Source organism: Burkholderia metallica, assembly GCF_001718555.1.
In the GTDB taxonomy this organism is placed as follows: Bacteria; Pseudomonadota; Gammaproteobacteria; order Burkholderiales; family Burkholderiaceae; genus Burkholderia; species Burkholderia metallica.
In genome coordinates this window covers 558,230-580,633 of the sequence record NZ_CP013402.1, presented here as the reverse complement: position 1 = coordinate 580,633, position 22,404 = coordinate 558,230, and the positions used below count along the sequence as shown (strand labels likewise).

Genomic DNA, 22,404 nt, shown 5'->3' with positions numbered 1-22,404 from the left:
CCGGATGGCGGTGCGCACGAACCCGCGACGAAAGATCCGTGCGCCCGGCTGTCCGCGCGGTCAGGCGATCGATCGCGAATCCGCACAGCACTCCTGCAGCGCCTCGCGCAACGTCACCGCGATGAAGTCGGCCTCGCTCTGCTGCAGCGTCAACGGCGGCGACATCACGACCTTGTTGGCGATCGCCCGGACCAGGACCCCGCGCCGGCGCGCGGCATCGGCCACGCGTGCCGCGAACCCGTTGCCCGGGTCGAGCGGCGTGCGGCTGGCCTTGTCGGTGACGAGATCGAGCGCCAGCATCAGCCCCTTGCCGCGGACGTCGCCGACGGTCTCGAAGTCGGCCTTCAGCGGCAGCAGTTGCTCGAGCAGCCGCTGGCCGACCCGTGCGGCGTTACCCGGCAGATCCTCGGCTTCGACGATGTCGAGCACCGCGAGCGACGCGGCGCACGCGAGCGGATGCCCGCTGTACGTATAGCCGTGCATGATCACGTGCGAGAAGCCCGGGCCCTGTTCGATCGCCTGCGCGATGCGCCCGTTGTACAGCGTCGCGCCGAGCGGCACGTAGCCGGCGGAAATGCCCTTGGCGACACACAGGATATCCGCGGCGACACCCCATCCGCGGCTGCCGAGCAGGCTGCCGGTGCGGCCGAAACCGGTGACCACCTCGTCGGCGATCAGCAGGATGCCGTTGCGGTCGCACACGGCGCGCACGCGCGCCCAGTAGTCGGCGGGCGGTACGATCAACCCGCCTGCGCCCTGTACCGGCTCCGCGACGAACGCGGCGATGGTCTGCGGGCCATGGAACGCGATCGTTTCCTCGAGCTGCCGGATGCAATGCTCGACGAGTTGCTGCGGATCGTCGCAGTTCCACGGGTTGCGATAGAGCCACGGCGTGTCGAGCAGCACGCAGCCGGGCAGCAGCGGACCGTGATTATAGTGATAGACGCCGTTGCCGCCGATCGACGTGCCGCCGACGTGCACGCCATGGTAGCCGTTGCGCAGCGACAGGAATTTCGTGCGCGACGGCTCGCCTGCGGCGACCCAATACTGGCGCGCCATCTTGAGCGCCGTCTCGATCGCGTCGGAGCCGCCGCTGCCGAACATCACCCGCTGCATGTCCTCCTGCGCGAACATCGCGCACAGGCGGTCGGCCAGGTCGTACACGCGCGGATGGGCGACGCCGTCGAAGGTCTGGTAGTACGACAGCTCGTCCATCTGGCGGGCGATCGCTGCCTTCACTTCCGGCCGGTTGTGGCCAACGTTGACGTTCCAGAGTCCGCCGACGCCGTCGAGCATGCGGTGGCCCTCGACGTCGTACACGTAGTTGCCGTCGCCGCGCTCGATGATCACGGTGGGGGTCGTGTGCCCGGCGGCTGCCGAGCTCATCGGGTGCCAGAATCGCTTTTGTCGCTTTTGGTAGTCCATGGTGTATCTCTCACGAAGTGCTTGAAGACAGTGCGGCGCGGCGTGCGCCGCGGAATCACAGGGCTGCGCTGATGATCTTTTCCTCGAGGTACGAGTCGAGCGCGGCCTTCGACAGGTCGCGCCCGATCCCGCTCTGCTTGGTGCCGCCCCAGGGCAGGCGCGCATCGATGGGGCTCCATGCGTTGATGGCGACCGCGCCGACGTCGAGCCGTTCGGCGACGCGGTGCGCGGTGCCGACGTCCTGCGTCCAGACCGAAGCGGACAGGCCGAACGGCGTGTCGTTGGCGACGCGCACGGCCTCGTCCTCGGTGTCGAACGGCATGACCATGCCGACGGGGCCGAACACTTCGTCGCGGGCGATCCGCATGCCCGGATGTACGCCGCCGAGGATCGTCGGACGCATGAAGCAGCCGCGCGGCGGCACCTGCTCATCGCCCGCGAGCATGACCGCGCCTTCGGCGAGCGCGCCTTCCACGTGCGCGCGCACGCGTGCGAGGTGATGCGGGTTGATGAGCGCGCCCATCTGCACACCGGGCTCCGACGGCGGGCCGACGCGCATGGCGCGGGCGGCCTCGGCGAGCCGCTCCTCGAGTGCGTGCGCGATCGAGCGGTGTGCGAGCACGCGCGAGCCGGCCGCGCACGTCTGGCCCTGGTTCGCGAACATGCCGGCCATCAGCGACGGGATCGCACGGTCGAGATCGGCATCCGCGAAGACGATCTGCGCGGCCTTGCCGCCGAGCTCGAGCGTGACGCGCTTGAAGGTCCGGGCCGCTTCGGCGGCGATCGTCCGGCCGACTTCGGTGCTGCCCGTGAAGCTGATCTTGCTCACGAGCGGGTGCGCGACCAGCGCGGCGCCGACTTCGGCCCCCACGCCGTGGACGATGTTGACGACGCCGGCGGGCAGCCCGGCTTCGCAGACGAGTTCGCCGAGACGGGCGAGCGCGAGCGGCGTGTCCTCGGACGGCTTGACGACCACCGGGCAGCCGGCCGCGAGCGCCGGTGCGAGTTTCCACACGGCGATCATCAGCGGCGCGTTCCACGGGATGATCTGCGCGGCGACGCCGACCGGCGCGCGCCGGGTGTAGTTGAGGGTCGGGCGGCCCATGAAGCCGTCGGTCGGAATCGTGCGGCCCTCGAGCTTGTCGGCCCAGCCGGCGAAGTAGCGCAGCGTGTCGATGCTCATCGGGAGGTCCATCATGCGCATCTCGGCAAGCGGGCGTCCTTGTTCGACGGCCAGACATTCCGCCAGCGCGTCGCGGTCGCGCTCGATCAGGTCGGCCAGCCGGAGCAGCCAGCGCGCCCGGGCCGCTCCGCCCGCGCGTGCCCAAGCGTCATCGTGCAGCGCGCCGTGTGCGGCGCGTACCGCGCGATCGACGTCTTCGACGGTCGACGCCGGCACGGCGGCGACGTAGTCGCCGGTCGCCGGCGCCAGCTTTTCGAAGGTACGGCCGGCAGATGCATCGCAATGCCGGCCGCCGATCAGGTTCTGAATTTTCATCATGATGTCCGTGTTTCACAGGGGCGAGTCGTCGGGCCGCGCCGGTTGCGGCGGTGAGGGCGGTTGCGGCACGGCTTCGACGTCGGGTTCACTGTATGTCGATGAAACGGCGGGCCTTGTCCGCTATCGGCAATCGTTGCCGCGTGATCGCGATAGGGAATACCCGTGCAGGGCCGTGCCGGCGGGATGCAGCGACGCATCGCGCGCCGGTCGTGGAGCAGCGGCGGGGTGGGGCAAGACGATGCCGGCGCCGCGAGCGGCGCCGGCAGGGCGGCGGTTACGGCGTGGCGCGTCCGAGTTCGCGATACAGGTCGGGATCGCTGCGCTTCAATCGCAAGGCCGCGCGGACGCCGAGCGCGCCGACGGCGACCAGGAAATACGGGAACATCGCGACGAAGGCCGAATCCGAGCCGCTCAGCACGGACAGGTTGCGCACGACCAGCACGAGGCACGCGCCGAGCGCGATCACGCTGACGAGCGGCGCGATCAGGCGGTGCACGAGACCGGCGTCCCGGTGATCGCGCGCGAAGAACGCGATCACCGAGGCCGCCACGAGGATCTGCACCGCGATGATGCCGATCGTGGCCAGCGCGCTCATCCACGAGAACACGACCGCGAACGGATCGAGCCGGCACGCGGCGGAGCCGACGATGGCCGCGAGTGCGATCAGCGTCTGCACTTTCCCGGCGACGTCGGGGCAGCGATGCACGGGGCACGTATGGCCGAGTTTGCGCCACAGCACGCGTTCACGGCCCATCGCGTAGAAATAGCGTGTGATCGTGTTGTGGAACGACAGGATCGCCGCGAACAGGCTCGTGACGAGCAACACGTTCATCGCATCCGTCGCGATGCCGCCGAGCAGCCGGCCGCTGACGGCAAACCAGAGATTGGCCGGATCGCGGGCCGCTTGCGCGGCGATCCGGCTCTCGCCCCACGCCTCGACGATTGCCCACGACGACAGCGCGTAGAACGCCATGATGAGGATCACGGCCACGTACGTGGCGCGCGGGATCGTGCGTTTCGGGTCGCGGGCCTCCTCGGAGAAGATCGCCGTTGCCTCGAAGCCCATGTACGAGCCGAGCACGAACACGAGCGCGGTGCCGAGCCCGGGTGCGAACACCATCGCGGGGCTGAACGGCTTCGCGCTGAAGCCGCCGGTGCTCGCGCCATGCGCGACGATCGCGAGATCGAGCAGCATCACGATCGCGATTTCGCCGATCATCAGCATCCCGAGCAGCCGGCCGCTGAACTCGATGCGCCGCGCGCCGCAGAAGTGGACGGCGACGACGCAGGCGAGCGCGAACGCCCACCACGGCACGTCGACGCCGTAGTGCCGCTGGATGCTGTCGTTCAGGAAGAAGCCGAACATGCAGTAGATCGCGATCTGCACGGCGTTGTACGCGACGATCGCGACGAACGCGCCGCCCACGCCGGCAGGACGCCCGAGCCCGTTCGCGATGTATGCATAGAACGCGCCCGCATTGGCGATGTGCCGGCTCATTGCCGCGTAGCCGATGCTGAAGATCAGGTACATGACGCCCGCCAGCACGAATACGCCGGGCACGCCGGCACCGTTGCCGAGCGAGAACGCGGCGGGGGTCGCGCCGACCATCGCGGTGAGCGGCGCCGCTGCCGCGACGACGAAGAAGACGATGTGGGAAAGTCCGACGGCGTTCCTGCTGAGGCCCGCTTCGGGCCGGGGTGACGATTCGTTCATGAGTAGTCCCGCTGACCGGATCGTCCATCGGGAATCGACACCGGCATGCCTGATCAATATCCCCGTGCCGCGGGCCGATCCTGACGAACCGGCCATCGATGCCGACGTGCGCCGACGGCACAGGGCTGCGCTTGGACGGCCGCCCGATGCAGTGCGATGCGGAACAGGCCGACGACAAAATTTACGGTGCCGAAAAAGCAGGCGTTGTCCGCTTTCGGCAATCCGCATGCGCCGGGCGGCAGGGGATTACCCGGATGCGCGGCCGCGACGCGTTCGCGGGCTCAGCTCAGGCGCGGCGTGTGCGACGGCAGTTCGTGGAAATGTTGCTGGTAGTACGCGGAAAAACGCCCGAAATGGCAGAAGCCGAATTGCGCGGCAGCGTCGCCAATCCGCATCGTGTCGGGCGTCGTCATCAGGAAGCGCCGCACGGCGTTCAGCCGGATCGAGCGGAGGTAGGCCGTCGGCGTGGTGCCGACGACGTTCTGGAAGCTGTATTGCAGCGTGCGGCGGCTGATTCGAAGGTGATGGCAGAGATCGATCACCGTCGGCACATCGTCGCTTTCCAGTGCGATCTCCTGGCTGCGGCGAACGATATAGCTTTGCGTCGATGCCGACGGCAGCGCGCCGGCCTCCGGATCGTCGGACTGCACGAGGTCGAGCAGGATGCCGACGACACTGTGCGCGAGCACGCGCTCGTCGAACCCGTCGCGCGCCGTGAGCGAACCCCTGTCGAGTGCCTGGCAGAGCACGCGTTCGAGGCCGTCCAGCGCATCGCGGTAGCGCGCGGGCGAGATCGGGAGCACCGGCTGCTTCAGCACGCGGGCGGGCAGGTTCGCGAGTTGGTCCAGTTCGCGATCGGCCGTGAGCGTGCGGTCGATCGTGAAGGCGAGCACTTCCGTGTCGCACGGCAGGTGGGCGACGAACTCCTCGCCGCCGCGCAAGGTCAGCAGGCTCGGGCGCTCGACGGTGCGCCCCTGGACCACCGGCGCGACGGTGCCGGCAATCGGCAGCGCGAAGCAAAGGCGGTCGCGCGGCGCCAGGCCGTGCTGCATCACGCGCTGGTTGATGCGTTCGCGAAAGACGTGAAAGCGCTGGCCGGCGACCTGGCGCAGCGTGGTCGTGGCCGTGCCCGGACTGATCTGGTCGTAGTGCTGCGACCAGTTCACGATCGCCTGGGAATGGAGGAACACATCCGAGAAGCACAGTGTTTCAGCGTGCAGGTTCATGGTGTGGCTAATGCATCCCGTCTCGAAATCGATGCTGGCCGAAGCCGGCTCATGCTGCCCGGGCGCGGTAGTACGACCGCGTCATGCGCGATCCGCCTGGGTGACTTCCGGTCGGTGCGGTGCAACACGCCGGGCCCCGCTGACGATCATATCCAGAAAAAAACACCGGGTGACGCGGAAGACACACCGCGTTGCCGCTCACCGGGCGGGCGCGCCTTTGCATGGCGATGGTTTTGTAGCGGAGATGAAAGACAACCCGTAATTCAGGACTGTGGCAAATATTTGTTGGAGCTAGGTGCGCACAATATATATATAATCCCATTATAAGGGATTTTGATTCGTTCGTAGAGGGAGTTTACGCAGGGTGCCGCCCGATGCGACGAGCACGAAAACCGCGCACAGGCGAGGCGCCCATGCGTCGGTCGATCCAGGTCGACTTTCCGCGCGCCGGCCCGTCGCTAGAGGGCCGAGAGCGCGTCGAACGTGCCGGCTTCCGGGAGCCGCGCCCACGATTCCGGTCCCGCGCCGATTTCCTCGACGGTCAGCAGGCACGCGTCGAGTTCTCGCCGCAATCGCTCGCCATCGATCGCTTGCCCGATGAATACGATCTCCTGCCGACAGTCGCCAACCGGCTCCTCCCATTTGTTCAGCACACCGTCGCGGCGATAGTCGTCGCGCGGCCAGTCCGACTGCGGGACGAACCGCCACCAGCGGCCGACATAGCCCCATCGGAACCGTCCCCCCGTCTGCACCAGCATGCCGATCTCGGCATGTCGGTGCGCGGCCCACAGGTAGCCCTTGCAGCGCAGCAGCCGGCCGTTGGTCCACGGCCGACTGAGCCAAGCGAGCAGGCGTGCCGGGTGAAACGGCGCACGTTCCCGATAGACCCACGACGCGATCCCGTACGACTCCGACTCGGACGGCCGTTCATCGATGTGCATCCGTTGCATCCACCCCGGAGATTCCACGAGTGCTGGAAGATCGAAACGTCGCGTATTCAGGATCACGGACGCGTCGATTTCTCCGTTTCGCATGGGCAGGATCTGCGCGGACGGGTTCAGCGACGCAAGCACTACGCGGAGCCGGTCGAACTGTGCGTCACCGATCCGGTCGACCCGGCTGACGAGAATCACGTTCGCATGCTCGACCTGCTCGATCAGCAGATCCGACAACGGGCGCGTCGCCGCGGTATCGCCATCATCCGGGTTGCGCGCATCTTGCGCGACGCCGTTCGTGACCGTCTGCGTCGACGCGATCCTCGCCTCGAAGGTCTCGCCGTCGACGACCGTCACGAGCGTGTCGAGCCTCGCGAGTTCGCTGAGGCTGAAGCCGTCGCGATCAAGGAACGCGAACGTCTCCGCGACCGGCATCGGCTCCGAAATCCCGCTGGATTCGATCAGCAAGTAATCGAAGCGCCGTTGCCGCGCGAGCGCGCTGATCCGCTCGAGCAGATCGGCACGCAGCGTGCAGCAGATACAGCCATTGCTCATCTCGACCAACTCGTCGTCGCCGCGATGCAGCTCGACGTTCCGGCGCACGTCGTCCGCGTCGAGGTTCACGTCGCTCATGTCGTTGACGATCACCGCGACCTTCAGCCCCGCGCGATTGCGCAACACGTGATTCAGCAGCGTCGTCTTGCCGGCACCGAGAAAGCCGGACAACACTGTCACCGGGATGCGCGCAGGCGGTTCGACCGGCCTGACGCGGGCGTCGGCAAGCGCGGTCCCGGCCGTGCCGGCCTGCGCGTTCACGCTGGGGTCTCCACCGCGTGGGACGCGGTACGTGAATCGGCAGCGCGCGCTGGCGCGCGTTTCAGATAGCCCTCGAAAAGGTCGACGACGACATAGCCGTCGTCGGCCGCATCGCCCCACAGATCCGTCGTGCGGAACTCGACGTGATAGGTCGGTTGACGGACCGCGCGCGTGTCGCCGTGGCCGATGCTATCCGGGAACGGCCAGGATTCCGTCGTCCGGTGCAGCACGACGCCTTCCTTGCCGCGCACGTAGCCCGGGGCGCGGATGTGCCCGCTCACGTATTCGTCGCGGACGACGACGCGGTCGCCGACTTCGAAGTGCGTGACGCCGACCGGCGCCGGGCGGCCGGTCGAATGCGGCGGGTTCGCGAGCTTGAAGTGCGAGCCGAGCGCGGCGTCGAGCTCCGCCTGTGTCAGCACGCCGGTCTCGACGAGCAGCGTCGCGGTCGCGATCACGTAGCGCTCGTAATACCGGGTACCGACATGCTGGCGCACATCGATCCGCTCGACCGCGTGACGCACCTCGTCGACACTGAATTTCTTCAGATGATCGACGCCGACGAACATCAGGCTGTAGGCGAGATGCTCCCAGTCTTCCTTGAATACCGGCTTGTAGCCGAGGCTGTTGATCGTGTGCGGAACGGGGCCGAAGCCCTGGAATCCGCCGAGGTCGTGAAAGCCGTCCATTGAAGTCTCCGAAACGAATATCGAGGGTAGAGGCGCGGGTCAGCCGACGCGCGGCAGCGCGACGCCGATCAGCACGTCCTTCGTGATGAGCGCCTGCAGTTGCGCCTCGCTCATCCCGTCGGTGCCGGCCGGACGCACCGGCAGCACCAGATAGCGGCTCTCGGCCGTGGTGTCCCAGACCTTCACGACCATGTCGTCCGGCAAATTCGTGCCGAGCTCCCGCAGCACCGTTCGGCCTTCGCGCACCAGCCGCGCGCGATACTCGAAGCCCTTGTACCACTCGGGCGGCAGGCCGAGAACCGGCCAGTTCGTGCACGAGCACAGGCTGCAGACGATCACGTTCTTCAGTGTCGGCGTGTCCTCGAGCGCGACGATGTATTCGCCTTGCGGGCCGGTGTAGCCGAACTGCGCACACGCGGCGGTGCCGTCCTTCAGCAGCAGTTCGCGGAATGCCGGATCGACCCAGGCGCGCGCGACGACGCGCGCGCCGTTCGCCGGATCGAACTGTGCCGACATCAGTTGCGTCATTCCTTCGACGTAGCCGTCGGGGATCAGGTGCTTCTCTTGCATCACGCGGAACAGCGCCCATGCTCTTTCGCCGGGCGTCGACGTCGTGTCGGTGGAGGGTGTCGCGCTCATTATTGGAACTCCTTGACATGGTTCGGAACGACCGCGTTCGCGATGCCACGCAGCCGTCGGACGGAGCGTGGCGCGTCCACATCGTGCGGTCACGCTCCACGAGCAGGGTAAGAAGAGAAAAAGCGCGCTTCTGTGCCGTGTCGGATCAGAAACTGTGCTGGGACGGAAGCGTGAGAAGGCGCGGTATCCGGCAGCACGAAATACGATGCCGCCGCTGTATACAGGCGCCCCCCGCATCCGTGCGCCGCGTCGCCGCGAGCGACCTCGGCGTGTCTGCATGCCCGTCCTCGCGTCTTTCCGACCTGCTGCCGTCAGCCGGATGGCATTTCGATGACGCCGCGCGCGGAGGCCCACCACAGTCAAATTTTTGTTCCGCTACGAAACAGAAACGCGCATTTTGCCTTTCTATTCTCCCCTCAAGCGATGTCTGTCACGGGCGCCGCCAACCGGTGGCGCGCATCGCGCGTCGCCAGACAACAGCCACGCAACGCACCTCGATACCGGCGTCCGGTGTGACGTGTCGAGGAGGTGTCTGCACATCCATGTCAGGGGAATGATGGAATCCGTTAACCGCACGAAACTGAAGCGGATCATGCGCGCGATCGGCGCATCGGTGATGCTGATCGCGTCCCACTACGCAGGCGCGGTCGAAGTCGATCCGGGCGACTACGAGCAGTACCCGGTCGGGGCGACGATCGGTGTGCTGTACTACAACTACTCGGCGACCAACGCGTATTACGCCAACGGCAGCAAGACGTCGGACTTCGACCTGCAATCGAACATCGGCATCGCGCGTCTGCTGCACGTATTCGCACTGACCGACCGGCTGACGATCGATCCGCAGGTGCTGCTGCCGTTTGGGCACGTGAGCGGCTTCGGCAACGCGAGCGGGTTAGGCAGCACGAACGGCGTCGGCGACGTCATCTTGACCGCGCCGCTGAAGTTTCGCCTGAACGACGCGAAAGACGTCATCGCCGGGACCGTCTACTTGTATGCACCGACCGGCAGCTACGACCAGAACCGCGGCCTGAATCTCGGCGCGCATCGCTGGTCGCTCGACTTCCAGGCCGCATACGTCAAGCACTTCTCGCCGCAATGGGCCCTCGATCTGGTGGGCGATGCGATCTGGTACAGCAACAATACGTCGTACGGCACGAGCGGTGCGACGCTGCATCAGCGGATGAGCTATAGCGCGCAGGCGATGGTCCGCTACATGCCCGATCCGGGCACATCCTTCGGGATCGGCGTCACGCAGTTCTGGGGAGGTGCGACCAGCGTCGACGGCGTCGACAACCACGATGCGTTGCGCACGACGCGTATGCGGCTCACCGCGTCGAAGTTCGTGACCAAGGCCGATCAGGTGCAGATCCAGCTCGGCACCGATCTCAGCGTACACAACGGCCCGCGCGACAGCGTTCTCGTCGGGTTGCGCTACGCGCACATCTTTTGACGCTGCGCATTGCACCGACACCCGGGCAACGCCTGTTCTTCTCTCGTCTTTATCAACCCGTCACCCCAGCGAGGCCATTCATGGAATCCGCCATCGACAAACACCTGGTCTGTCCGCGTACGCTGTCGCGCCGCGTCGCCGACGATTACCAACCGCCGTTCCCGATGTACGTCGCCCGGGCGGCCGAAGACCTGAACCAGGTCGTGATGGGCTACTTCGGCGTCCAGTATCGCGGCGCGGAACAACGTCCCGCCGCGCTCGCTGCGCTGCGCCGGATCGTCGCCGGCTTCGGCCTGCCCGACGGCCCCGGCAATCATGACCTGACGCAGCATACCGACAACCAGGGCTACGACAACCTGATCGCGGTCGGCTACTGGCGCGACCCGAGCGCGTATGCACGCTGGATCGCGTCGCCGGACGTCGCCGGCTGGTGGGCGTCCGACGAACGGCTCGAGGATGGCCTGGGCTATTTCCGGGAGATCGTCGCGCCGCGTGCCGAGCAATTCGAGACGCTTTACGCGTTCAAGAGTGACTTTCCGGGCGTCGGCGCGGTGATGGACGGCGTCAGCAACGAAATCGAGGAGCACGGCTACTGGGGCTCGATGCGCGACCGCTTCCCGATCTCGCAGACCGACTGGATGCGCGCTCACGGTGAACTGCAGATCGTCGCCGGCGACCCGGAGCAGGGCGGTCGCGTCGTCGTGCTCGCACACGACAACATCGCGCTGATCCGCTCCGGCCAGGACTGGCGCGCAGCCGAACGCGACGAACGGCGGCTGTATCTCGAAGAGATTGAACCGACGCTGCGCGCCGGCATGGACTTCCTGCGCGACAACGGCGCCGAGGTCGGTTGCTACAGTAACCGCTACGTGCAGTCGATAGACCTCGACGGCAATCTGCTCGACGAGAGCTACAACATCGGCCACTGGCGCTCGCTTGACCGCCTCGAACGCTGGGCCGAGTCGCACCCGACCCATCTACGGATCTTCGTGACGTTCTTCCGCGTCGTGACTGGGCTCGAGAAGCTGCGGCTGTATCACGAGGTGTCCGTGTTCGATGCAAAAAATCAGGTGTACGAATACATCAATTGCCATCCGCGAACCGGGATGCTGCGCGACGCCGTCGCCGCGGCCCGCTGACGTGCCCCACGCGCCGTGCGACGTGCCCGGCGCCGCCTCAACGAACAGGAGAATGTCATGGCGATCAAGCGCCCAACCCGCACACAACTTTCCGATATCGCGGCCGGATTTGGCTTCCATGTCGACGAACGGCAACTGGCCGATTATGACGACGCATTGCAGGCGAACTTCGACGCATACGACGCGATCGATGCGTTGCCCGACTATTTGCCCACGGTCATGTATCCGCGCACGCCCGGTTATCGGCCCGAAGGCGACGAGAACCGCTACGGCGCGTGGGCGCGCAAGAGCACGATCCACGGTGCGCCGGACGGCAAACTGCACGGCCGGACCATTGCGATCAAGGACAACATCAGTGTCGCCGGCGTGCCGATGCGCAATGGCGCAAGCACGTTCGAGGGCTACGTGCCGGATGTCGACGCCACGGTCGTCACGCGCTTGCTCGATGCGGGCGCGACGATTGCCGGCAAATCGACCTGCGAGTACTACTGCTTTTCCGGTGGCTCGCACACCAGCGCCTCGGGTCCGGTAGAAAACCCGCGCAAGGCCGGCCATTCGTCCGGCGGCTCGTCGTCGGGGAGTGCCGCGCTGGTGGCGGCGGGTGAGGTCGACATGGCGCTTGGCAGCGATCAGGGCGGCTCGGTGCGGATTCCGTCCGCGTATTGCGGTGTCTACGGCATGAAACCGACGCATGGGCTCGTGCCCTACACCGGTGCAATGGCGATCGAAGCGACCGTCGATCATCTCGGCCCGCTGACGCGCAGCGTGCTCGACAACGCGCGGTTGCTCGACGTGATCGCTGGCGACGACGGGCTCGACCCGCGTCAGCGTGCGCTGCCGCCACGTGGCGATTTCCTCGACGGGATCGACAAGGGTGTCGCCGGGCTGCGGATCGGTATTCTGCGCGAAGGTTTCGGGCTTGCGAATTCGGAGTGGGTCGTCGACGAGGCTGTGCTGGTCGCCGCGCACCGGCTGCGCCAGCTCGGCGCGATCGTCGACGAGGTGTCGGTGCCGCTGCACGCGTCTGGCACCGCCATCTGGCTGCCGATCGCGGCCGAAGGTGCGACGCAGCAGATGATGAAGGGCAACAGCCACGGCTTCAACTGGAAAGGGCTGTACATGACCGGGATGATCGACCATCACGCAGGCTGGCGCGAGCGCGCCGACGAACTGCCGGACACGGTGAAGGTTACGATGTTGCTCGGCGAATACTTCACGAGCCGCTATCGCGGCCGCTACTACGCGAAGTGCCAGAATCTCGCGCGGCGGCTGCGCGCCGAATACGACGCAGCGCTGCAATCGTTCGATCTGCTGCTGATGCCTACCGTTCCAATCCGCGCGTCAAGGCTGCCGGAGCCGGGCTGCACGATGTCCGATTCGCTGACGCGCGCGTTCGAAATGCTTGCGAACACCGCGCCCTTCGACGTGTCCGGGCATCCGGCGATGTCGCTGCCTTGCGGGATCGCCGAAGACCTGCCGATCGGGCTGCAACTGGTTGGCCGGTGCTTCGACGAAGCGACGATCTACCGGTGTGCGTTTGCGTATGAACAATCGTCCGACTGGAGCCAGACGACGTTCGCATAACGAGCGCGGAGCGGCAGCGCGCGGTAAGCTGTCGAGTCGGTTTGACAACGCGTTTTTGACCCAGAACCCTACCGGCTGGCTGGTTCTTCCATTTGGGGCATGATGATGACGATGCTTCCTTTCCCTCGCGTCGGGAGCAGCGATGGTCCCGGCCGGGACTCCGACGGCGCACCGGCCGACTGGAGGGACGCGTCGATCCAGGTTGCGACCCAGGGCACCGTGAGCCAGCGCATCGAGTTCTGGCGCGAAGCGATCCTGCGTTTGTTCGCGGACGTGGAGATCGCCGCCGTACAGAAAGACGATTTCTTCGGCCGGGTGCGGCAGCGCAAGTGCGACAGGATGCGGATCTCCGAAATTTACGCGAGCGAGCAGGCGGTGACCCGGCGTTATCGCCAGGCGCGGGACGAGTACGAGGACAAGTATTTTGCGATATTGATGCTCGAGGGTAGCCAGTCAATCGAGCAGGACGGGAAAATCGTCACGCTGAATCCCGGGGATTTTGCGATTTATGATGCGACCCGGCCGCATCACCTGCAGTTCGGGCAATCGTGGCGCGAGATCGTCGTCAGCATTCCGCGCGCGACGCTGAACCAGCTCGTCGTCGGGATGGAACAACGCACTGCGTGCCGGATTCAGACCGGGCAGGGCGTCAGCAACATCATGCGTGTGTTTCTCGAGCAGATGCTGTCGCAGATTCGTCATGTGTCCGACGCCGATATGCTGCAACTGTCGGATACCGCGATCTCTCTCATCGCGATGACGCTAGGAAGCCTGCAGCGCAACGACATCACCCAGTCGCGGATGAAAGCGCTGACGCTGACGCGCGTGAAGCGGCATCTGCTTGAGCACTTGCGCGACCCGGAACTGAATCCGCTCATGATCGAGCAGGCGACCGGAATTTCTTCGCGTTACATCAACAAATTGTTCGAGGCTGAAAATACGTCGCTGATGCGTTACGTGTGGAATCTGCGGCTCGAGCGGTGCGCGGAAGATCTCGCGAATCCCATGTATGCGGTGATGAGGGTGTCTGACATCGCATTGCGCTGGGGCTTCAACGACATGTCGCATTTCAGTCGCGTGTTCCGTGAGCGGTTTTCGATGTCGCCGCGGGAATGGCGAGAATTGCGACGTGCGGGTGGCGGCTCTTCTGCATGAATTCCGCCGCACCCCCAGATGCGACATTACAACTTTGCTCCTACAATAAAAAGTTCGATCATAAATATTATGTAAAGTTGGCTGGTAATCCGAGTCATGTGTCGGCATGTCCTTAGAGGCGTTACAAGCGGACGAGCACCGTATGCCCCCGTGACCTCATTGCCGTCTAATCCAATTGAATAACGACTGATACCGCCCATTGGCGCGGCAGTCTTTCCCTGCCAGTAAACCCATGTACAATCGCGCGCCATGAACGCACTTCGCCGCTTCCTGCTCCGGCAAGGCGTCGCGCGACAGCTTCTGTGGGGGGTCCTCCTTGTAACGCTGCTGTCCCGCGCGCTTATGTCGGGCGCCGTGATGCTCGATCCGGACGGTCCGGATACGGGCTCGGTGGTGCTGTGTTCGGGGCGCGGCCCGCTGCTCCTCGACGTGGCAGCACTCGCCGCCCGATTCGAGGCGGGTTCGCCGATCACGCCGGCCAACGATGCGTTCGCGCTCGCCGGCGCGCTGAAGCATGATGCACACGCCGGCAAAGCAGCGTCGTCCTCCGGCGACGACGGGCTGTGCGCGTTCGGTGCGGCGCTGTTCACGGCGCTGGCGTCGGTCGCACTGCTGGCTCTATTGTTTCCCGCCGCGGCACCTCAACGGTTCCGGATTCAATTCGACATCCCTCGCGTCGTGCGGTCGGTACTCGACGATCGCCCGCCCTGCCGCGCCCCTCCTCTGTTCTGCTGATCGATTTGCCTGATGGCCCGCGTACGTCAACGTGCGCGGATCGTCACGCCGTTCGTTTCACATCATCCGATTCAAGCGATCACCCGACAGCGCACGCCGTTCTGGCGACGCCGCCATGCGCGCCATGACCGCGCGCGCATGACGTGTCGTCGTCCGTTCGGCCGCCGTGCGCATACGGGTGTGCCGCGCGTCGACGGCGGCACGGCCGCGTGCCGGCCAGACCGATCGACGAACACGAGGAGCTGACACCATGTCGACCACCGTCGAGCGGGCCCTTTCGCCCGCCCAATCCGCCAACGCCGGTTACCGGACACTCTGGCGCTGGCACTTCTATGCCGGCCTGTTCGTCATGCCGTTCCTGGTGGTCCTCGCGATCACCGGAACGCTCTACTGCTTCCAGCCGCAGATCGAGCCGCTGCTGTATCCGCACCGGCTCGTCGTCGAGCCGCGCGCCACACCGCGACTCAATGCCGACGCGCTGCTCGCGAACGCGCGCGCCGCGATGACGGCCGGCGCGACGCCGGTGTCCGTCCAGGTCTCGACCGCGCCGGACCGCAGCGCCGAATACGTGTTCCGGCTGCGCGACGGCAGCCGCGAGAGCGTCTATGTGAACCCGTACGACGGCAGCGTGCTCGGCACGCTGAGCGTCGAGAACCGCTTCATGCAGATCGACCGGATGCTGCATCGCAAGCTGCTGCTCGGCAAGACCGGCGAGTTGCTGATGGAGCTCGCCGCGTGCTGGACCCTCGTGATGATCGGCACCGGCATCGCGCTGTGGTGGCCGCGAGGCACGGCGCGCGTCGGGCAGGCGCTGCGTCCCGACCTGTCGCTGCGCGGCCGGCCGCTGTGGAAAAACCTCCACGCGACGGCCGGCATCTGGCTCGCAGCCGGCACGGTGGCGTTCATCCTGACCGGGCTGCCGTGGTCGGGCTCGTGGGGCAAGAACTTCAAGGCGCTGGCCGCGACCGTGAACCTCGGCGCGCCAGAAGGCGCATGGGGCGGCGGGTCGGTGCGCTCGACGCGCCCGGGTGCTGCCGCGGTGCCCGCGCCTGCCCAGGCCGCCGCGCCGTCGGGTCATCACCACGAATCCGGCGATTCGATGCCGGGAATGGTGATGGACGACCTGCCGCTGCCGCAAACGCCGTGGGCGGTCGGCAACGTGCCCGTGCCGCACTCGCCGTCGGCGCCGACGCCGGCACCGCTGCCGCTCGCGCGCGCAATCGCGATCGTCGCGAGCCTCGGCGTGACGAGCGGCTACACGCTTGCGCTGCCGTCCGGCACGGACGGCGTGTTCACCGCGTCGTACTTCCCGGCCGACCCGAAGGCCGAGCGCACGATCTACATCGACCAGTACAGCGGAGCCGTGCTGAAGGACATCCGCTATGACGACTACGGCGCGGTATCGCAGGCCGTGTCGTACGGCACGTCGCTGCACATGGGCCGCTACTTCGGGCTCGCGAACCAGATCATCTGCGCGGTCCTGTCGCTCGGGCTGGCCGCGATGGCCGTCACCGGTACCGTGATGTGGTGGAAGCGCCGCCCGGCCGGCAAGTTGGGCGCGCCGTTGCGCGAACGCGGCACGCCGCCGATGCGCGGCTGGGCCGCAGGGCTCGTGCTGCTCGGCATCGTCTTTCCGCTGATGGGCGCGACGATCGTCGCGGTCTGGTTGATCGACCGTCTGCTGTTCGGCCGTGCGGCACGCGCAGCCGCCTGAATCGTCGCGCGCCGGCACACGCCGCGCGCCGACACGGCAAGCCCGGGCCACGGCGTGGCTCGGGCTGTTCGCGCTCGTGCTCGCGCTGGTCGCGCCGCTGATCTCGCAACTGCGCGCGGCCGCATCCGATGACGGCTTGCCGGCCGCGCCGATCTGCTCGGCAACCGGCAACACGCGTGTGGCGCACGCGGAACCGCACGCGCCGTCGGATTCGCCGTCCGACCGGCATTTCGATCGCTGCGGCTATTGCGGCCTGCTCGCCGGCCATCCGCCGCTGTCATACGCGGTGCCCTTCCCTGCCCCCACGGCCCTGCGGCACGCGCTGCCCGAACTGCCGATCCCGTCTACCCGATTCCCGTCGAAACGCTACGCGCTCGCCGCGCGCGGGCCGCCGTCCGCTCGCGCCTGACGCGTTTCTCGAACGATCCGACGCACGACCGTGCCGACGTCGTTCGCACCGATTGCCGACCACACCGATGCCAGGTGCCGAGCGCGCGCGCAAGCGCGTGGAGCGACTGGCCGCCGGCCGTGGTGCGCACCGTATATACGTTCCGCATTCACCATAACCATACATACAACGACATGTTTCCCTTGACCCGTATTGCCGTCGCGCTGTCCGGTGCGATCTCCGTTCTGTTCGCCTCGAGCGCATGCGCACAAAGCGCCGCCGCGCCGACGGAAGCGTCGGCCGCGTCGACGCTACCCGCCATCAACGTCAACGCGACCCGCGCGGAGGATTCGCTGACGTCGAAATCGACCGGCGACCTGAAACGCACGCTCGGTCAGACGGTCGGCTCGGTCGGTTTCGTCGACGCCGACAGCTACCGGAACACCTACGCATTCACGCTACGCGACGTGCTGAAGGACGTGCCGGGCGTATTTGTCGAAAACCGCTACGGGCAGGAATTGCGTCTGTCGATCCGCGGTTCGGGGATTGCCCGCGCGTATCACACGCGCGGCCTTGAGATCCTGCAGGACGGCATTCCAACCAACCTCGCGGACGGCAGCGGCGACTACTACCAGATCGATCCGCTCGCGCTGCAGGCGGTGCAGGTCTACAAGGGCGGCAACGGCCTCGCGTACGGGGCATCGACCCTCGGCGGCGCGATCGACTTCATCACGCCCACCGCCCATACCGCCGACGCGCCGAGCATCGTGCGCGTGGAAGGCGGCAGCTACGGCACGGTGCGCACCAGCGCGCAGATCTCGCGCGTGCTCGGCCCGCTCGACTTCCTCGCGAACTTCAGCGTCAATCACGCGGACGGCTATCGCGATCATTCGAAGGGGCAATACGAGCAGTTCAACGCGAACGTCGGCTACCGGTTCAGCCCGACGGTCGAGACGCGCTTCTACGTCGGCGTGTACGTGGTCGACCAGTTGCTGCCCGGCACGCTGTCGCTGTCCGACGCGCTGAACAATCCGACCAAGGCCGCGCCGAGCGCGGTGTCGGGCGACCAGGCGCGCAACACGCGCACCGAGCGGATCGCGAACCGCACGACGGTGAAGCTCGATTCGGGCGAACTGCAGTTCGACACGTGGGCGATCCACAAGAGCCTCTATCACCCGATCTTCCAGGCGCTCGACCAGGACGGCTGGACCTACGGCTTCGCGCCGCGCTACACGGGGCGCCTCACGCTCGGCGGGATGCGCAACGACCTGATCGTCGGTGCGCGCTTCTTCGGCGGCCGCACGCAGGCGAACCAGTACGTGAACGTCAACGGCGACAAGGGCGCGCAGACGCTCGACTCGACGCAGACGGCGTTCAACTACGAGGCGTACGTCGAGAACCGGCTGTTCTTCGTGCCGACCGTCGCGCTGATGACCGGCGTGAAGGTACTGCACTCGGCGCGCGAGTACATCGACAACGGCGGCCTGCCGCGCGACCCGAACTACAAGTCGACGAATGCGAGCTACAGCGGCGTCAATCCGAAGCTCGGGCTGCTGTGGCAGCCGGATGCGAACACCCAGGCCTACGTCGACATCACGCGCAGCCAGGACGTGCCCGACTTCACCGACCTCACGCAGACCTTCTCGAGCACGACGCGCTTCACGCCGCTCGCGGCGCAGCACGCGTGGACGATCGAGTTCGGCACGCGCGGCTCGCGCGAGCGCGTGAGCTGGGACGTGACCGCCTATCGCTCGCTCGTGCGCGACCAGTTGCTGCAGTACACGACGAACCCGGATGTCCCGGCGTCGACGTTCAACGCGAACAAGACGGTGCTGCAAGGGATCGAGGCGGGCGCGTCGGTCGAGTTGCTGCGTAACGTCACCGGGCGCGGCGCGGGTGACAAGGTCACGCTGTCGGGCATCTGGAACCTGAACGACTTCCGCTTCAAGAACGACCCGCAGTACGGCAACAACCGGATCGCGGGCGTGCCGTTGAACGTGCTGCGCGCGACGCTGGGTTACGCGCGCCCGAGCGGCTTCCACATCGCGGCGACCCTCGACTGGGTGCCGTCGGGCGCATGGGCCGACGATGCGAACACGCTGCGCGTGCCGAGCTACACGCTGCTCGGGCTGCAGGCCGGTTACGACTTCCGCAATGGGCTGTCCGTGTTCGTCGACGCACGCAACCTGACCAACAAACGTTACGTCAGCGACATCAGCACGGTCGCGAATGCGCGCACCGCGAACACCGCGATCTTCTATCCGGGCGAAGGGCGCAGCGTGTTCGCCGGCATGCGGTACGCGTTCTGATGAAGCACGCGAATTCCACCACGTCGAACCATGGAGGTTGGTATGAATGCTCGCCTTTCCCTGCTTGAACTCATCGTGCTGCACCGGCGGTCGTTGAACATCGCGACCCTCGTCGTGGTCGGGTTGTGGGCAGGTTGGGTTGCGTGGATCACGCGGCCCGCTGCACTCGACGCACAGCCCCGAAATGCCGCGTGGTGCACACGAGCGACGGAGTGAGCGGCTTCGTCACATGGCACTCGATCCCCTAACCGCCCCGCGCCGCAACGCGGGGCGCAATTCAACACATTGCCCACTTCCATCATGAAGCGATTCTTTCCGATCCATTCGCTCGCCGGGCGGATCGCATGCGGCATCGCGCTCGCAGTTGCCACCGCGAATGCATGTGCTCGCGACGCCCCACCCTCGGCCGCCATGCAGATCGCGCAACTGCTCTCCCGCACCTACGACGGCCCCGACAGACATGTCGTGACCGAGGCCGTCGCCCTTGCCGGCAAGTTCGCGATCGCCGACTGGACGCAGCGCGACATGGCCGGCCGTGCGCTGCTGCGCGTCGTGAACGACCACTGGACGATCGTCACCTGCGGCGGCGCTGCGTTGAAGGATCCCGCGTGGCTGACGGATGCCGGCGTGCCGCCAGCGGATGTGCACGTGCTGCTGTCCCGTCTCGCGGATGCCGAGCGGCCGATGCTTCCGGTCACGGTCGCGCGTTTCGACCGATTCCGCATGCCCGCGGACGTGCCATCCGCATCGGGCGGCGTCGCACATTGACGTCACGACCCGGCGTGCCGTGGCCACCGCACGCCGGGAATCGTCCCGCTTCCCATCAACCGAACCAGAGCTTTTGATGAGCATTCGACATACCCGGAGAGCATGGCTGGCTCCCGCATGCATCGCGATCGCGATGACCGCGCAGGCCGAGCCCGCCGCACAACCTGACGCCGAGCGCGACGACGCCGAGCCTGCCGAAATGCGCGGCAGCCACACCTCGGCCGCACCGAAAACCGATTCGGCCGCGACCGCGACCGGCGACTCCACCTTCATACTCGGTACCATCGACGTAAGCGGCACGCGTACCGGCGCATTGACGTCGAGGAACATCCTGACCTCGGTCGACCGCGTCGACGCCGAGCATCTCGAGAACCAGAACGCACGCAGCCCATGGGAGCTGTTCGGCCAGCTACCGGGCGTGCTGCTGACCGACTTCAACCAGGGCACCACGTCAGGCAAGCTGTCTTTTCGCGGCTTCAACGGCGAGGGCGAGATCAATGCGGTCAAGCTGCTGATCGATGGCGTGCCGTCGAACAGCAACGACGGCAACATGCCGTTCATGGATGCCGTGTTTCCGCTCGAAATCGACTCGCTCGAGACGGTGCGCGGCACCAACGATCCGCGCTACGGGCTGCACGCGATCGCCGGCAACGCGTCGATCGCGACACTCACGGGTGGCACCTACGCGCGCGGCCGGGTCGGCTATGGCAGCTACGACACGTTCGATGCGGAAACGGTCGCCGGCCATGAAACCGACACGTTCTCGCAGAACTACGCGTTCGGCTACCGCAAGTCGGACGGCTATCGCGATCACTCGGGATCGGACAAGGTTGGCGTGGCCGGCAAGTGGTTCTACAGCCCGACGGCTGACGTACGCGTCGGTTTCTCCGCACGCTACGCGCGCGTGTCGGCCGACGAGCCGGGCTACCTGAGCGGCGCGGACGCCCGCGCGAATCCGCGCACCTCGTATGCGTTCAACTCGACCGATCAGGCAACCCGCGAAACGGGGCAGTACGCGCTGTACGCCGACGTGAATCTCACGAACCGGCTGTCCTGGTCGACGATCGCGTACCTGAACACGTTTCGCGAGCGCCGCTGGGTCACGTTCTCTTCGGCGACCAGCCAGCAGGAGCGTTTTTCCGACGAGCGACATCTCGGATTCCTGAGCACCCTGACGTTCCGTCCGCGCGTGAACGGGCTGCGCGATTTTGCGCTGGAGGCCGGCGTGAGCGGCGAGTGGCAGGACGATGTCAGCCGCCGCTGGCTCACCGACCACCACGTGCGCACGTCGCAAACCCGCGATCAGGCATTCTCGTACGACACCTGGGGCGCTTACGTGCAGGCCGTCGTGAAGCCGGTCGAAGCGCTGAAGATCGTGCCGGCCTATCGCGTCGACGCGTTGAGCGGGCATCTCGCCAACAACCTGAGCGGCGCGCGCTACGACATGAACGGCTATGGCGTGATCGGCCAGCCGAAAATCAGTGCGGTCTATACGCCGTGGCACGGCTACAGCGTGTACGGCAACTACGGTCGTTCATTCCAGGTCGGCGTCGGTGCCGGCGCGTACAAGATCCCGCCGCGCACCGGCAATCTCGCGCCATCGATCAACGACGGCTGGGAACTGGGCGTGAAATTCCAGCCGGCGGAATGGCTTGACGGCCGCGTTGCTTACTGGGAACAGCTCGCGACCAACGAGGTGCGCCGCAAGCTGAACGACCCGACCGGCGACTACGACAATCTCGGCAAGACGAAGCGCCACGGGGTCGATCTGCAGGCCAACCTGCGGGTGGCGCGGGATGTCGGGCTGTGGTTCGGGTACACGTACCAGATGGCGCGCATCGTCGATCCGGGGCCTGCGAGCCCGGCGAGCGCCGGCAAGCAGGTCGATCACGTGCCGAACCATCTGTTGTCGGCCGGGATCGACTGGCAGGCAACGCCCAAGCTCGACGTGTCGGCATGGGGCAATGCACAGAGCGCGTACTACCTCGAGCAAACCAACTCGACTGGCCGCTTCGGCGCGGCGGTGACCGTCAACGCGCGAGCCGCCTATCGCCTATCGAAGCGGGCAACCGTCGAGCTGCAGGTGACGAACCTGTTCAACCGGTTCAACGAATACGTCTGGTACGACGGCTCGCAGACACTGCATTCGCCCGCGCCCGGCCGGGCCGCGTTCGCGTCGCTGACCGTGCGCTACTGAAACGTCACGGCATGCGTTCA

17 protein-coding genes are annotated in these 22,404 nt (G+C 66.4%); 10 read left to right on the top strand and 7 right to left on the bottom strand.

Features of this window, described 5'->3' with window-relative positions:
- Window positions 1–60 precede the first annotated feature (60 nt).
- The 7 genes from WJ16_RS18515 to nthA form a co-directional block, all read right to left on the bottom strand.
- Entirely contained in the window at window positions 61–1,425 is a 1,365-nt protein-coding gene (locus WJ16_RS18515; protein ID WP_069258508.1) for an aspartate aminotransferase family protein, read from the bottom strand.
- Window positions 1,426–1,480: 55 nt separating this feature from the next.
- A complete protein-coding gene (locus WJ16_RS18510) occupies window positions 1,481–2,926 on the bottom strand; it encodes an aldehyde dehydrogenase family protein (protein WP_069258507.1) in 1,446 nt (481 codons plus the stop codon).
- A gap of 274 nt (window positions 2,927–3,200) precedes the next feature.
- Complete coding sequence (locus WJ16_RS18505; protein WP_069258506.1) at window positions 3,201–4,640, bottom strand: APC family permease; 1,440 nt, start codon at window positions 4,638–4,640, stop codon at window positions 3,201–3,203.
- Between the two features lie 281 nt (window positions 4,641–4,921).
- On the bottom strand, window positions 4,922–5,866 hold the full coding sequence (locus tag WJ16_RS18500; protein ID WP_069258505.1) for a helix-turn-helix domain-containing protein: 945 nt from the start codon (window positions 5,864–5,866) through the stop codon (window positions 4,922–4,924).
- A gap of 458 nt (window positions 5,867–6,324) precedes the next feature.
- Window positions 6,325–7,536 carry a GTP-binding protein gene (locus WJ16_RS18495; RefSeq protein ID WP_236858325.1) on the bottom strand — a complete coding sequence of 404 codons (1,212 nt, stop codon included), beginning with the start codon at window positions 7,534–7,536 and terminating at the stop codon, window positions 6,325–6,327.
- Between the two features lie 77 nt (window positions 7,537–7,613).
- Window positions 7,614–8,306 carry a nitrile hydratase subunit beta gene (gene nthB, locus WJ16_RS18490; RefSeq protein WP_069258504.1) on the bottom strand — a complete coding sequence of 231 codons (693 nt, stop codon included), beginning with the start codon at window positions 8,304–8,306 and terminating at the stop codon, window positions 7,614–7,616.
- 39 nt (window positions 8,307–8,345) lie between these two features.
- Window positions 8,346–8,945: a nitrile hydratase subunit alpha gene (gene nthA, locus WJ16_RS18485; RefSeq protein WP_069258503.1), complete on the bottom strand. Its 600-nt coding sequence runs from the start codon at window positions 8,943–8,945 to the stop codon at window positions 8,346–8,348.
- A 553-nt stretch (window positions 8,946–9,498) separates the two neighbouring features.
- Between nthA and WJ16_RS18480 the strand changes: the two genes are divergently transcribed.
- The 10 genes from WJ16_RS18480 (at window position 9,499) to WJ16_RS18430 (ending at window position 22,384) form a co-directional block, all read left to right on the top strand.
- Window positions 9,499–10,395, top strand: coding sequence for a transporter (locus WJ16_RS18480; protein ID WP_069258502.1), 897 nt, complete (start codon window positions 9,499–9,501; stop codon window positions 10,393–10,395).
- 80 nt (window positions 10,396–10,475) lie between these two features.
- Window positions 10,476–11,534 (top strand): aliphatic aldoxime dehydratase, encoded by a 1,059-nt coding sequence (gene oxdA / locus WJ16_RS18475; protein WP_069258501.1) that lies wholly within the window; start codon window positions 10,476–10,478, stop codon window positions 11,532–11,534.
- Between the two features lie 57 nt (window positions 11,535–11,591).
- Complete coding sequence (locus WJ16_RS18470; protein ID WP_069258500.1) at window positions 11,592–13,118, top strand: amidase; 1,527 nt, start codon at window positions 11,592–11,594, stop codon at window positions 13,116–13,118.
- 105 nt (window positions 13,119–13,223) lie between these two features.
- Window positions 13,224–14,273 carry an AraC-like ligand-binding domain-containing protein gene (locus WJ16_RS18465; protein WP_069258798.1) on the top strand — a complete coding sequence of 350 codons (1,050 nt, stop codon included), beginning with the start codon at window positions 13,224–13,226 and terminating at the stop codon, window positions 14,271–14,273.
- Between the two features lie 249 nt (window positions 14,274–14,522).
- A complete protein-coding gene (locus WJ16_RS18460; protein WP_069258499.1) occupies window positions 14,523–15,008 on the top strand; it encodes a hypothetical protein in 486 nt (161 codons plus the stop codon).
- A 250-nt stretch (window positions 15,009–15,258) separates the two neighbouring features.
- Window positions 15,259–16,722, top strand: a complete 1,464-nt coding sequence (locus WJ16_RS18455; RefSeq protein ID WP_069258498.1) for a PepSY-associated TM helix domain-containing protein — start codon at window positions 15,259–15,261, stop codon at window positions 16,720–16,722.
- Window positions 16,700–17,131, top strand: a complete 432-nt coding sequence (locus WJ16_RS18450; protein ID WP_084636068.1) for a DUF2946 domain-containing protein — start codon at window positions 16,700–16,702, stop codon at window positions 17,129–17,131. Before WJ16_RS18455 ends, WJ16_RS18450 begins: the two co-directional genes overlap by 23 nt.
- Window positions 17,132–17,304: 173 nt before the next feature.
- Entirely contained in the window at window positions 17,305–19,419 is a 2,115-nt protein-coding gene (locus WJ16_RS18445; protein ID WP_069258796.1) for a TonB-dependent receptor family protein, read from the top strand.
- A gap of 300 nt (window positions 19,420–19,719) precedes the next feature.
- Window positions 19,720–20,187 (top strand): copper uptake system-associated protein, encoded by a 468-nt coding sequence (locus WJ16_RS18435; protein ID WP_069258496.1) that lies wholly within the window; start codon window positions 19,720–19,722, stop codon window positions 20,185–20,187.
- Window positions 20,188–20,263: 76 nt separating this feature from the next.
- On the top strand, window positions 20,264–22,384 hold the full coding sequence (locus tag WJ16_RS18430; RefSeq protein WP_069258495.1) for a TonB-dependent receptor: 2,121 nt from the start codon (window positions 20,264–20,266) through the stop codon (window positions 22,382–22,384).
- Window positions 22,385–22,404: the final 20 nt, after the last annotated feature.